14 protein-coding genes are annotated in these 13,422 nt (G+C 57.6%); 11 read left to right on the forward strand and 3 right to left on the reverse strand.

Annotated elements, in window-relative coordinates:
* Positions 1–273: 273 nt before the first annotated feature.
* From metG to CKW16_RS28205, 8 genes are all read left to right on the forward strand, one after another.
* On the forward strand, positions 274–2,325 hold the full coding sequence (gene metG, locus CKW16_RS28170) for a methionine--tRNA ligase (protein ID WP_095132521.1): 2,052 nt from the start codon (positions 274–276) through the stop codon (positions 2,323–2,325).
* Between the two features lie 142 nt (positions 2,326–2,467).
* Positions 2,468–3,037: an electron transport complex protein RnfA gene (locus tag CKW16_RS28175; protein WP_095132523.1), complete on the forward strand. Its 570-nt coding sequence runs from the start codon at positions 2,468–2,470 to the stop codon at positions 3,035–3,037.
* On the forward strand, positions 3,034–4,044 hold the full coding sequence (gene rsxB / locus CKW16_RS28180; RefSeq protein ID WP_095132526.1) for an electron transport complex subunit RsxB: 1,011 nt from the start codon (positions 3,034–3,036) through the stop codon (positions 4,042–4,044). The genes CKW16_RS28175 and rsxB overlap by 4 nt, the downstream gene beginning before the upstream one ends.
* Positions 4,031–5,023 carry an RnfABCDGE type electron transport complex subunit D gene (locus tag CKW16_RS28185; protein WP_095132528.1) on the forward strand — a complete coding sequence of 331 codons (993 nt, stop codon included), beginning with the start codon at positions 4,031–4,033 and terminating at the stop codon, positions 5,021–5,023. Before rsxB ends, CKW16_RS28185 begins: the two co-directional genes overlap by 14 nt.
* Positions 5,020–5,631 (forward strand): RnfABCDGE type electron transport complex subunit G, encoded by a 612-nt coding sequence (locus CKW16_RS28190; RefSeq protein ID WP_095132529.1) that lies wholly within the window; start codon positions 5,020–5,022, stop codon positions 5,629–5,631. The genes CKW16_RS28185 and CKW16_RS28190 overlap by 4 nt, the downstream gene beginning before the upstream one ends.
* Positions 5,624–6,211 carry an Rnf-Nqr domain containing protein gene (locus tag CKW16_RS28195; RefSeq protein WP_095132531.1) on the forward strand — a complete coding sequence of 196 codons (588 nt, stop codon included), beginning with the start codon at positions 5,624–5,626 and terminating at the stop codon, positions 6,209–6,211. The genes CKW16_RS28190 and CKW16_RS28195 overlap by 8 nt, the downstream gene beginning before the upstream one ends.
* 25 nt (positions 6,212–6,236) lie before the next feature.
* Complete coding sequence (gene nth, locus CKW16_RS28200; protein WP_033057477.1) at positions 6,237–6,875, forward strand: endonuclease III; 639 nt, start codon at positions 6,237–6,239, stop codon at positions 6,873–6,875.
* Between the two features lie 106 nt (positions 6,876–6,981).
* Entirely contained in the window at positions 6,982–7,161 is a 180-nt protein-coding gene (locus CKW16_RS28205; RefSeq protein WP_007898493.1) for a PA3496 family putative envelope integrity protein, read from the forward strand.
* 90 nt (positions 7,162–7,251) lie between these two features.
* On the opposite strand, the gene CKW16_RS28210 is transcribed toward CKW16_RS28205, so the two are convergent.
* A complete protein-coding gene (locus CKW16_RS28210; RefSeq protein WP_008155570.1) occupies positions 7,252–7,878 on the reverse strand; it encodes a response regulator transcription factor in 627 nt (208 codons plus the stop codon).
* A 578-nt stretch (positions 7,879–8,456) separates the two neighbouring features.
* On the opposite strand from CKW16_RS28210, the gene CKW16_RS28215 reads away from it, so the two are divergent.
* Positions 8,457–9,089 (forward strand): hypothetical protein, encoded by a 633-nt coding sequence (locus CKW16_RS28215; protein WP_095132533.1) that lies wholly within the window; start codon positions 8,457–8,459, stop codon positions 9,087–9,089.
* Positions 9,090–9,274: 185 nt separating this feature from the next.
* Here the strand turns inward: CKW16_RS28215 and CKW16_RS28220 are convergent, their stop codons facing one another.
* Positions 9,275–10,492, reverse strand: coding sequence for an argininosuccinate synthase (locus tag CKW16_RS28220; RefSeq protein ID WP_007898502.1), 1,218 nt, complete (start codon positions 10,490–10,492; stop codon positions 9,275–9,277).
* A 129-nt stretch (positions 10,493–10,621) separates the two neighbouring features.
* Complete coding sequence (locus CKW16_RS28225) at positions 10,622–11,530, reverse strand: OmpA family protein (protein ID WP_095132535.1); 909 nt, start codon at positions 11,528–11,530, stop codon at positions 10,622–10,624.
* A gap of 159 nt (positions 11,531–11,689) precedes the next feature.
* On the opposite strand from CKW16_RS28225, the gene pyrC reads away from it, so the two are divergent.
* Entirely contained in the window at positions 11,690–12,736 is a 1,047-nt protein-coding gene (pyrC, locus tag CKW16_RS28230) for a dihydroorotase (RefSeq protein WP_056742014.1), read from the forward strand.
* Positions 12,733–13,410, forward strand: a complete 678-nt coding sequence (rnt, locus tag CKW16_RS28235) for a ribonuclease T (protein WP_046047091.1) — start codon at positions 12,733–12,735, stop codon at positions 13,408–13,410. Before pyrC ends, rnt begins: the two co-directional genes overlap by 4 nt.
* Positions 13,411–13,422 lie beyond the last annotated feature (12 nt).

The following is a 13,422-nucleotide window of genomic DNA, read 5'->3' on the forward strand; positions in this document are numbered from 1 at the left end:
CGGACGGCATGCTTTCAGGATGTGACAAATAACCCATGGTCGAATGCTACCTGTAGCAGCTGGCGAAGCCTGCGTTCGGCTGCGCAGCAGTCGTAAAACCAGACACCGCGGTGTTTCAGGTAGTCCGAGTTGCCCGGATTCACGACGGCTTCGCCGCCGAACGCAGGCTTCGCCAGCTGCTACAAAGGTCCGCGGAGGCTGGCCTTGGGGGTGAAAAATATGCGCCGGCGCTTTATAGTGGCCGACCTCCGTTTCATCAAGTAGCCGAGCCCCATGTCCGAGCCACGCAAGATCCTCGTCACCAGCGCCCTGCCCTATGCCAATGGTTCGATCCATCTTGGCCACATGCTGGAATACATCCAGACCGATATGTGGGTGCGCTTCCAGAAGCACCGCGGCAATCAATGCATTTATGTCTGCGCCGACGACGCCCACGGTTCGGCCATCATGCTGCGCGCGGAAAAGGAAGGCATCACCCCGGAACAACTGATCGCCAACGTCCAGGCTGAACACAGCGCCGACTTTGCCGAGTTCCTGGTGGACTTCGACAACTTCCACTCCACTCACGCCGAAGAAAACCGTGAGCTGTCGAGCCAGATCTACCTGAAGCTGCGCGACGCCGGGCACATTGCCACGCGTTCAATCACTCAGTACTTCGACCCGGAAAAGAAAATGTTCCTGGCCGACCGCTTCATCAAGGGCACCTGCCCGAAATGCGGCACCGAAGACCAGTACGGCGACAACTGCGAAAAATGCGGCGCGACCTACGCGCCGACCGACCTGAAGGATCCGAAGTCGGCGATCTCCGGCGCCACCCCGGTGCTCAAGGATTCCCAGCACTTCTTCTTCAAACTGCCGGACTTCCAGGAAATGCTGCAAGCCTGGACCCGCAGCGGCACCCTGCAAGAGGCCGTGGCGAACAAGATCGCCGAATGGCTGGACGCCGGCCTGCAACAGTGGGACATCTCCCGCGATGCGCCGTACTTCGGTTTTGAAATCCCCGACGAGCCAGGCAAATACTTCTACGTCTGGCTGGACGCGCCGATCGGCTACATGGCCAGCTTCAAGAACCTCTGCGACCGCACGCCTACTCTTGATTTCGACGCGTTCTGGGGCAAGGATTCCACCGCCGAGCTATACCATTTCATCGGCAAGGACATCGTCAACTTCCACGCCCTGTTCTGGCCAGCCATGCTCGAAGGCGCCGGTTTCCGTAAACCGACCGGCATCAACGTGCACGGTTACCTGACCGTCAACGGTCAGAAAATGTCCAAATCCCGCGGCACCTTCATCAAGGCCCGGACCTATCTGGACCACCTGTCGCCGGAATACCTGCGTTACTACTACGCGGCGAAGCTGAGCCGTGGCGTCGACGACCTGGACCTGAACCTCGAAGACTTCGTGCAGAAGGTCAACTCCGACCTGGTCGGCAAAGTCGTCAACATTGCCAGCCGTTGCGCCGGCTTCATCCACAAAGGCAACGCTGGTGTATTGGTGGCGGGTAATGCCGCACCGGAACTGACCGAAGCCTTCCTCGCCGCAGCGCCGAGCATCGCCGAAGCCTACGAGGCTCGCGATTTCGCCCGTGCCATGCGCGAAATCATGGGCCTGGCCGACCGTGCCAATGCCTGGATCGCCGACAAGGCGCCTTGGTCGCTGAACAAACAGGAAGGCAAGCAAGACGAAGTCCAGGCCATCTGCGCCCTGGGCGTCAACCTGTTCCGCCAGTTGGTGATCTTCCTCAAGCCGGTGCTGCCGCTGCTGGCCGCCGATGCCGAGGCGTTCCTGAACGTCGCGCCGCTGACCTGGAACGACCACGCCACCTTGCTCAGCAACCATCAGCTGAACGAGTTCAAACCGTTGATGACCCGTATCGACCCGGTAAAAGTGCAAGCCATGAGCGACGCCTCGAAAGAAGACCTGACCGCCAGCGCTACCGACACCGGCGACGCTGCGCCTGCCGGCAATGGCGAACTGGCCAAGGATCCGCTGTCGCCGGAAATCGAGTTCGATGCCTTTGCCGCTGTCGACCTGCGCGTCGCCCTGATTCTCAAGGCCGAACACGTGGAAGGTGCCGACAAACTGCTGCGCCTGACCCTCGACATCGGTGACGAGCAACGCAACGTGTTCTCCGGGATCAAGAGCGCTTATCCGGATCCGTCCAAGCTCAATGGTCGTCTGACCATGATGATCGCCAACCTCAAGCCACGGAAAATGAAGTTCGGCATCTCCGAAGGCATGGTGATGGCGGCCGGCCCTGGCGGTGAAGAAATCTACCTGCTCAGCCCTGACAGCGGCGCCAAGCCAGGTCAGCGCATCAAGTAAGGCTCTGCTGTAAATCGATCCCACAGTCGTGCCTGGCGCGACTGTGGGATTTTCATGTCTGGCCCACCCTCCGTCCTTGCCGGATAATGCCTAAGCTTTTTAGACCGCTCCGTTAAAAAGCCCCGTTCTTGCCGGCACGATCATGACCGAAATTGTTCTTACGCTTATCAGCACTGCCCTGATCAACAACCTCGTGTTGCACTGGCCGCTGGGCGTCGATCCACTGCTGGGCAACGAACACCGACAAGTCCACGCGCTGGGCCTTGCGACGGCATGTTTGATGCTGATCGTCGGCACGGTGGCCTACTCGGCCTACCGTTGGTTGCTGGTCCCAATGGAGCTGACGTCGCTGCGCCTTTTCGTGTTCCTGCCATTAAGCGTTCTACTGATTGGCCCGCTGCTGAAAGTGCTTTCCCGGCCACTTCCAAAGCTTGCGTTCGATGGCCTCTGGCCCCTGCTGCTGGGCAACGCCGGCATACTCGGCCTGACACTGCTCAACGCTCAGGACGACAAAGGCTTCTTCCACGCCATGGCCCTGAGCCTGGGTGCCGGCCTGGGCTTCTGGCTGGTACTGAGCCTGTTCAGCGACCTGCGCCAACGCACCATCGAAAATGATATCCCCCTGCCCTTTCGCGGCCTGCCGATCGACCTGATCGGCGCCGGACTGATTGCAGTGGCCTTTCTCGGATTCAGCGGACTGATCAAAACATGAGTCTGATTCAACGCATCGACGCCCTCTTGCCGCAGACCCAATGCGGCAAGTGCGGCCATCCCGGATGCAAGCCGTACGCCGAAGGCATTGCCAGCGGCGAACCGATCAACAAATGTCCGCCGGGCGGCAGCGAAACCATCGCCGCCCTGGCCGAGCTGTTGAAAGTGCCGGTGCTGGAACTGGACGTCAGTCGCGGTTCGGCCCCTGCGCAGATCGCCTACATTCGTGAGGCGGAGTGTATTGGTTGCACCAAGTGCATCCAGGCCTGCCCGGTGGATGCCATTGTCGGCGCGGCGAAATTGATGCACACGGTGATCGTCGATGAATGCACCGGTTGCGACCTGTGCGTGGCGCCCTGCCCGGTGGACTGCATCGAGATGCGACCGTTGCCGCTGGCCACGGTGCTACCGATTGTCGGCGGTCTGGCGTTCAGCCTTGAGGAACAACGCGCCCGGAAGGCCAAGCGCGATCACGCGCGGCGCCGATTCGAACAGCGCAACGCTCGCCTGCGTCGTGAAGAAGAACAGAAAATCGCCGAACGTCAGGCCCGAGCCCAACGCGCCATCCAGCACAACGAAGTAGCGACACTCGATCCGGTTCAGGCCGCTCTTGAGCGAGTCCGCGCACAGAAGGCAGCGAATGCGGATGCCGCGCTGAAAAAGGCCAAGATCGATCTGGCGATGAGTCGGGCGCAACTGAACAAGTCCCTCAAGGCGTTCGGGCATCCGCCGACTTTCGAACAGCAGTCGCAATTGATCGTCCTGCAACAGCAATTCGAGATTGCCGAACAGGCGTTGGCGAAACTGGAAAGTACCGCACCGCCAGCCCCGACGCCTGTCGCTCCGGCGAAAAATGCACAGCTGAATCGGGCAAAGATCCAGTTAGCCATGCGCCGCACCGAACTCAAGAAAGCCCAAGCCAGCGAAGCGTCGGCTGAGCAGATCGAAGCCCTGGAACTCGCGGTGAATGAAGCCGAGCGTCAGGTAGATGCCTATGCAGCCCCTTGAGTCAGTCGACGAGCGCCTTCAGCAGGCCATGAAGCTGGTATTGCTGGCCACCGTGCCGGGGATGCTGGTGTTTTTCTGGCTGTATGGCTGGGGCGTGTTGATCAACCTGATTCTGACGGGTGTTACCGCACTGGCCGTTGAAGCGACCGTGTTGCGCTTGCGCAAGCAACCGCTCAAGCCGACCTTGAGCGACGGCAGTGCGCTGGTCAGCGCGACGCTGTTGGCTCTGGCCTTGCCGCCTTACTGCCCGTGGTGGCTGACGGTCTGTGCCGCGGCGTTCGCGATGGTGTTCGGCAAACACCTGTATGGCGGCGTTGGCAAGAACCCGTTCAACCCGGCAATGCTGGGCTTCGCCCTGGTGCTGGTGACCTTTCCCCAACAGATGACCCACTGGCCGTCATCCCATGGGCTGGACCTGATCGGCGGCTTGCAGCAGGTGTTCGGGTTCAGCCTCGGGCAGACGCCAGATGCGTGGGTTCAGGCCACAGCGCTGGACAGCCTGCGGATCAACAATAGCCTGACCATGGATGAACTATTTGCCGCTAACCCGGCGTTCGGTCATTTCGGCGGCCGAGGCATGGAATGGGTCAACCTGACCTTTCTGGCGGGCGGTGCGTTTCTGCTGCAACGACGGGTGTTCAGCTGGCATGCGCCAGTCGGCATGCTCGCCAGCCTGTTCATCATCAGCCTGCTGTGCTGGAACGGCTCGGGCTCCGACTCCCATGGCTCGCCGTTGTTTCATCTGCTCACTGGCGCGAGCATGCTGGGTGCATTCTTCATCGTCACGGAACCGGTGTCCGGCGCAAAAAGCCCCGGCGCGCGACTACTGTTCGGCGCGGGCGTCGGGCTACTGACGTACCTGATTCGTACCTGGGGTGGTTATCCGGACGGCGTAGCCTTTGCCGTGCTGTTGATGAACCTCTGTGTGCCGGCGCTGGAGCGGTTTGCCGCCTCCAGACTGGAACGGGGTGCGCCATGAGCCGAGCGTCGAGCGTTGTGATCCTGGTGTTGTTGGCAGGCCTGGGGATTGGCGCGACTTACCTCGTGCAGCACACCAGCGCGCCGCGCATTGCGGCCGAACAGCGCCTGATCGACAGTCGTAACCTGCTGGACTTGCTCCCTGCTGAAAGCTACGACAATCAGCCGCTGGAACAGTCGCTCATCCTGGAAAACACTGGGTTGGCCAACAGCACGCTGCTGGGTGGCTACCTGGCGACCAAGACAGGCCAGCCCAGCGCCGTGTTGCTGCGCAGCCAAACCCTGGGCTACGAGGGTTCCATCGAATTGCTGATCGCCATCGGCGCAAGCGGCAAGGTGCTGGGCGTCAAAACGCTCAAGCAATCGGAAACTCCGGGGCTGGGCGGTCGACTCGCCGACTGGCCCAATGCCTGGCTTCAGGTTTTTTCCGGAAAGTCCCGAACCGACCCTGCCGACAATGGCTGGGCCTTGAAAAAGGATCAGGGACAATTCGATCAAATGGTGGGCGCGACCATTACGTCGAGAGCGGTCATCAACGCCATCCATGACGCGTTGCGCTACTTCGACGAACATCAGCAACAGTTGATCGGGAGCAGCGCACATGAATAAGTCATCGACGCTGCAGAATTCACTGATGCTTGCACCGCTGATCGGTGCCTCGGATTCATTGGTGTCCGCTCTGGGCTTGTGGCTGATGTTCATCGTGGTGATCAGTGCCTTTGGAGTGAGCATGGGCGCGTTGCGATCCCGACTTGTCCCGCAGACACGTTTGCTTGCCAGCGTCATGCTGGCGGCCACGCTGACCAGCTGCGCGGAACTCGCCGCGCAAGTCTGGTCGCTGCAATGGCACCAACTTGTAGGGTTCTATGCAGGATTGATTGCCTTGCAATGCGTTGTGCTGGAACACACCGGTTTTCTCCAGAGCGCCTGGCGTGATCGCCTGCGCCTATGTGGCCTGTTCGGCGCGTTGATGGCGGGCCTTGGCGTGCTGCGCGAATTCATCGGCAACGGAACATTCGGTAGCCATCTGCCATGGTTGGCCGGCACTGCGCAAGTGGACTGGCAAGGCTGGGTACTGACCGCCGACGGTGGTTTGCACCTGGCCACCCTGGCCCCTGGTGGATTCATTCTGCTGGGACTGCTGATCGCCGCACGTCAGGCCTGGACCCGCTCGACGCCCTCTCACTGACCGCCTTCGAGGAAACGCACTGCCCATGAATGCCGCAAAACGTCTGGAAATTTTTCGCCGATTTCACGAAGACAACCCGGAACCGAAGACCGAACTGGCCTACTCCTCGCCGTTCGAATTGCTGATATCCGTGATTCTCTCGGCGCAGTCGACCGATGTCGGCGTCAACAAGGCCACCGCCAAGCTCTACCCGGTGGCCAATACACCGGCGGCGATCTATGCCCTGGGTGTCGAAGGCTTGTCGGAATACATCAAGACCATCGGCCTGTTCAACAGCAAAGCGAAAAACGTGATCGAGACCTGTCGCTTGCTGATGGAGCGTCATGGAGGCGAAGTGCCGCAAACCCGTGAAGAGCTGGAAGCGTTACCCGGCGTCGGCCGCAAGACTGCCAACGTGGTGCTCAATACCGCATTCCGTCAGCTGACCATGGCCGTGGACACGCATATTTTCCGGGTCAGCAATCGTACCGGCATAGCTCCAGGCAAAAATGTGGTCGAGGTTGAGCAAAAACTCATGAAGTTCGTGCCGAAAGAATATCTGCTCGACTCCCATCACTGGCTGATCCTCCACGGACGCTACGTTTGCCTTGCTCGCAAGCCTCGCTGCGGCAGTTGCCGGATCGAAGACTTGTGCGAATACAAGCACAAGACATCCGACGATTGAGGCGCTATTAGGTTTTTCGATTTATCGATTGAAAAAATCTTTTTTACCCGCCGGGAGTTTATCGATATAAGGAGCGCCAAAGGCAGTCTTAGCCTGGAGTAACACTATGAGCACTGGCAAAGAGCAATTGGACGTAGAAGACGACTTCACCCCTGTTGAGGCTGATGATGCTGAACCGGTGGTTGAAGTGGCGAAGACCAACCTGAGCAAACGCCGTACCATCGATAACCTGCTGGAGGAGCGCCGACTGCAAAAGCAATTGGCCGATTACGATTTTGACCTATGACACCTAAAAGCCTCCCGAAACGGAGGCTTTTTACTAAGTGCCGACCCCTGATACCCCCCGCTCATCGCGCCTTGTCAAACGCTGAGACAGTCACACCAGACCGTTGCGTTGAGCCAATTCGATCAGGTCGACCAAGGAGCGAGCATTGAGCTTCAACAACAGACGAGTCTTGTAAGTACTAACGGTTTTATTGCTGAGGAACATTCCATCGGCGATCTCCTTGTTGGTCTTGCCTCGGGCCAATTGTTGCAAGACCATCATCTCCCGTCCCGACAGTCGATCCACCATATCGGCTTCACTGGCGTTCCCCAAACTGGAACGTACGGTATGCAAGGCTTGATTCGGAAAGTAACTGTAGCCCGACAATACTGCCTTTATTGCACTGAGCAACTCAGTGAGATCCTGTTGTTTGCAGACATACCCTGCGGCACCGGATTGCATGCAACGCATGGAAAAATGCCCAGGCGCCTGGGAAGTTAATATCAGCACTTTCATGGGCATCGCTGTCGATGTCAGACGCGCAATGACTTCCAGCCCATCCAGTTTCGGTATTCCAATATCCAGGATGACAATATCCGGCATATGCTCACGGGCAAGTTGCAACGCATCCACGCCATTATCTGTCTCTGCAATAACTTCGTAGCCGTGACGTTCCATTAGCATACGTACCGCAAGACGAATGACGGGGTGATCATCCACGATCAGCACTTTATTCATGGGCAAGTCCAATTTTCGCTGTTCGAATTTTTAGAGCCCGCACGATAGCCTAGTCGTTTCACCCATGGCATGCCGCCCCCCTCGGCCACCCACACCGAGAGACATTCCCTACAGACATTAAAGAATAATCTTACAAAATTCCCAAAAATACTGCGGGGGCAAACGTTTTATCAACCTGAAAACATTTCGATTATCCGCAGTTTTTTGTTTCTGTTTACAACCAGAAAACCAAGTAACAGGGTTTGCAGCAAGAGATCCAACAAATACTGACTATTGAGCTACCCTTAAAAGTAACTGATATTTACCACTTGAAACCCCATACCACAAACACCGCACATCAAGAATGTAATAAAAAATCACATCAGGCAACACTTCAACAACAAACTCAACCCTACAACGTCTAAAACCCAACAACAGAGGTACCCGCCGCACATTCAACACCGCTACTATCAAACCTTCGAAATCTAAAACTTAAAAGGAGTACCTTACAAATACAAACACCGACCACCTAGTTAGCAAAACGAAAACCAAAACCATTAATCAACCGAGAAAAAACAATATTCCAACGAGCAAAAAACATGATCAAATCAAAGAAGAAAATCATCAACCCCATGACAGTTATTGCAATATTTGCCGCTATTTCTGAAACATCGGCCGCCGTATCACTGCCCTTTCTCGACAATAAGGAACGGGAGTTCTATATCTGGTTCCTGATCAGTTTCCCTTTTTATTTGCTTTTTCTTTTCTTCGCCACACTCAACTTCAACTATCGGTCGCTGTACGCGCCATCCGATTACGGCAAGGGAAAGCATTTTATAAAAGTGATGGACAACGCTGAACGCGGTCAGCGACCCGATAACCTGAAGGACCCTCCTGCCCGGATCGATATTCAGACGGGCCTCTCGGCTCTACAGCACATTTGCATGGCCGAGCAGCTAAAAAACCTGCACATCGTCGATGCGCGGTGGCTAAACAAGAAAATGGAATTCGGTGCATGGATTGAAAAAAACCGGCACCCACAGGGAAGCCCTGCACAAGTGATTGTATTTCTCACCTGTATCGATTCGGAGGCACTACTGAAGGAAAGTGCAAGCAAGCAATCAAAACAGGCAAAGAATCGCAACAACCCAACGCTCTGCATTGCTTACAATTTGAATTCACGCGGTCTGACGATTCTTGATCACTCTTTTTACCTGACACGCAGCAGGTAACGCCTGAAGAGCATTCAGAGAGAGGAAACAGAAGGAAGGTATTACAGATACAAAAAGAGCGCTGATAACACGATGTCCGGCAGGAAAACTCCCCCCTATTCAGAAATTGTGGCCTTGTCACCGACAAGGCCACAACTCTATTAACGTCGTTCCACTACGGTCGTTCCACTACGGTTTCAAAGATCTCAGAAAAGCTTCCGGCCTTTGTTCGCAGCAATACGCATGCGCAAGGCGTTGAGCTTGATGAAGCCCGCCGCGTCGGCCTGGTTGTAGGCGCCGCCATCTTCTTCGAAGGTCGCGATGTTGGCATCGAACAACGATTCGTCGGACTTGCGACCGGTGACGATCACATTGCCCTTGTACAGCTTCAGGCGCACAACGCCGTTCACGTGGGCCTGGGACGCATCGATCATCTGTTGCAGCATCAGACGCTCAGGGCTCCACCAGTAACCGGTGTAGATCAGGCTGGCGTATTTAGGCATCAGCTCGTCTTTGAGGTGAGCCACTTCGCGGTCCAGGGTGATCGATTCGATCGCACGGTGAGCGCGCAGCATGATGGTGCCGCCAGGGGTTTCGTAGCAGCCGCGGGACTTCATGCCCACGTAACGGTTCTCAACGATGTCGAGACGGCCGATACCGTGTTCGCCACCGATACGGTTCAGGGTCGCCAGCACGGTAGCCGGGGTCATTTCGACGCCGTCCAGTGCAACGATGTCGCCGTTGCGGTAGGTCAGTTCCAGGTATTGCGCTTTATCTGGAGCCTTCTCCGGGGAGACGGTCCATTTCCACATGTCTTCTTCGTGCTCGGTCCAGGTGTCTTCCAGCACGCCGCCTTCATAGGAGATGTGCAGCAGGTTGGCATCCATCGAGTACGGGGATTTTTTCTTGCCGTGACGCTCGATCGGGATGTTGTGCTTTTCAGCATAATCCATCAGCTTTTCACGGGAGAGCAGGTCCCATTCACGCCACGGAGCAATCACTTTCACGCCTGGCTTCAACGCGTAGGCGCCCAGTTCGAAACGAACCTGGTCGTTGCCCTTGCCGGTAGCGCCGTGGGAAATGGCGTCAGCGCCGGTTTCGTTGGCGATTTCGATCAAGCGCTTGGCGATCAACGGACGAGCGATGGAAGTACCCAGCAGGTACTCGCCTTCGTAAACGGTGTTGGCGCGGAACATCGGGAAAACGAAATCGCGCACGAATTCTTCGCGCAAGTCGTCGATGTAGATCTCTTTCACGCCCATGGCCTGTGCCTTGGCGCGTGCAGGTTCGACCTCTTCGCCCTGACCCAGGTCAGCGGTGAAGGTCACGACTTCACAGTTATAAGTATCCTGCAGCCACTTGAGGATCACCGAAGTGTCCAGGCCGCCGGAATACGCCAGAACGACCTTGTTTACGTCCGCCATGCCATCACTCCACGGGGTTCTACGGAAAGCCGTCAAGTCTACCGCTCATGCAGGATAATTTACAGAGGCGCGACAGCTTATGACGACGAAGCGACAGATTATGTCGAGTGAGCGACGATTACAGCGGGTTCAGGAGGTCGACGCGGCGCTCGCCGATGCAGTGGCCTGAGAGGCCGGCTTTTCGGTGGGCGCAACACGCGCGAGGTGCACATTGACCCGACGGTTCTTCGCCCGGTTGGCGGAATTGATATTGGGCGCCAATGGATAACGCTCGCCGTGAAAGCGCACGGTGATCTGCGATTCCTGAACGCCGTTGGCCTTGAAGAACTCCATGACGGCCAGGGCCCGACGCCGCGACAGGTCACGGTTGGTCAGGCGGTTGCCGCTGTTGTCGGAGTGGCCATCGAGTTCGATGTGGTTGACCGTCGGGTCGGCCTTCATGAACTCCAGCATCACTTGCAATTGAGCCTTGGCCTGCGCGTCGAGATCGATGCCCTCGCCGGGGAAGCCGATCTTCGATTGTTTAACCTGCTCGAAATTCTTCGGCAGCAGCTTCGCCACACAGCCCTGATAATCGTTAAACGCCTTGCTGAACTTGACTGGTAACAGACGCACTTCCGACACCCGGCCATCGCCCGAGTAATGCCGAACGACCGGACTGCGACCATCCATCAGACCACTGATCAAGCGGCCGGCCTGAACTTGCGAACTGTTGAACAACACATTGCCGCTGCCGATTCGCACAGAACCGAGGTTGATGTCGCCACGCCCCGGCTGCCAAGGCGCTGCGGCCGCCAGCAAGGTCGCCGAACCGCCGCCGATCATCGAGTTATAGGCCTTCAGTCGAAACGTCGCTTGCTCGCCAGCGCGGCGCACGAACTCACCCGAACCGAAATCGGTGATCGGCTGAGTCAGGCGGCACTCGAACTTGTCTCCTTCCACCGTCCACTCGATGCTCTCCAGACGGGTCTGGAAAGTGAGCGCCATCGCAGGAAGGCTGGCAAACACGCTGAGCAAGGCTAAATAACGCTGGCGCACGGGAGGCTCCACTGGCTTCTACAACAAAAAGACCGACACACAGATGTTTACGGCATACCTGTTGGATATCGGAAGCTTCCAGCAAAACTTGATAGCGAGTGCCTGCAAGAGTCTTTTCCGGTAGCATTCCCCTCAGTTTGACCCGCCTGGAATCCCCTCATGTCCGACCGCCTGACCCTGCTGCGTCCCGACGACTGGCATATTCATCTTCGCGATGGTGCTGTGTTGCCCAATACAGTCGCGGATGTCGCGCGCACCTTTGGTCGCGCCATCATCATGCCCAACCTGGTACCTCCGGTGCGTAACACCGCTGAAGCCGACGGCTATCGCCAGCGGATTCTCGCTGCACGCCCGGCCGGCAGCCGCTTCGAACCGTTGATGGTGCTGTACCTGACCGATCGCACCCAGCCTGAAGAAATTCGCGAGGCCAAGGCCAGCGGCTTCATTCACGCCGCCAAGCTGTACCCGGCCGGCGCGACCACCAACTCGGACTCCGGTGTCACCAGCATCGACAAGATTTTCCCTGCACTTGAGGCCATGGCCGAAGTCGGAATGCCCTTGCTGGTTCACGGCGAAGTCACCCGTGGCGATGTCGACGTGTTCGATCGCGAAAAATTCTTCATCGATGAGCACATGCGTCGTGTGGTCGAGCGCTTCCCGAGCCTCAAAGTGGTGTTCGAACACATCACTACCGCCGACGCCGTGCAGTTCGTCAACGAGGCTTCGGCCAATGTTGGCGCGACCATCACCGCGCATCACCTGCTGTACAACCGCAACCACATGCTGGTGGGCGGGATTCGGCCGCACTTCTATTGCCTGCCGATCCTCAAGCGCAACACCCATCAGGAAGCCCTGCTCGACGCCGCCACCAGCGGCAGCGACAAGTTCTTCCTCGGCACCGACTCGGCGCCCCATGCCCAGCACGCCAAAGAAGCCGCTTGCGGTTGTGCCGGTTGCTACACCGCTTATGCAGCGATCGAGATGTATGCCGAAGCCTTCGAACAGCGCAACGCGCTGGACAAGCTCGAAGCCTTCGCCAGCCTGAACGGCCCTCGTTTCTACGGCCTGCCGGTGAACACCGATCGCATCACCCTGGTCCGCGAAGAGTGGACCGCCCCAACCAGCCTGCCATTTGGCGAGCTGACCGTAATCCCGCTGCGCGCCGGTGAAAAACTGCGCTGGCGCCTGCTGGAGGAACACGCGTGAGTGAAGACCATTTCGACGACGAACAGGACGGTCAAGGCGGCGGAGGTGGTTCGCGCCACCCGATGGCTGAGCGCTTCCGTGGATACCTGCCAGTCGTTGTCGACGTTGAAACCGGTGGTTTCAACTCTGCCACTGACGCCTTGCTGGAAATTGCCGCAACCACCATCGGCATGGACGAAAAAGGGTTTGTGTACCCCGACCACACCTACTTCTTTCGCGTAGAGCCTTTTGAAGGCGCGAACATCGAAGCAGCCGCTCTGGAATTTACCGGAATCAAACTCGATCACCCGCTGCGCATGGCAGTGAGTGAAGAAGCAGCGCTGACCGACATCTTCCGCGGCATCCGCAAGGCTCTGAAAGCCAACGGTTGCAAACGGGCGATTCTGGTCGGGCACAACAGCAGCTTCGATCTGGGTTTCCTCAACGCCGCTGTTGCACGCCTGGACATGAAACGTAACCCGTTTCATCCGTTTTCGAGCTTCGATACCGCGACCCTGGCCGGTCTGGCTTACGGCCAAACCGTACTGGCCAAGGCCTGTTCGGCAGCCGACATCGACTTCGACGGTCGTGAGGCCCACTCGGCTCGCTACGACACCGAGAAGACGGCCGAGCTGTTCTGCGGCATCGTCAATCGCTGGAAACAAATGGGCGGCTGGGAAGACTACAACGACTGATCGTTGGGTTTA

This window comes from Pseudomonas sp. Irchel s3h14, assembly GCF_900187425.1.
Classification (GTDB): domain Bacteria; phylum Pseudomonadota; class Gammaproteobacteria; order Pseudomonadales; family Pseudomonadaceae; genus Aquipseudomonas.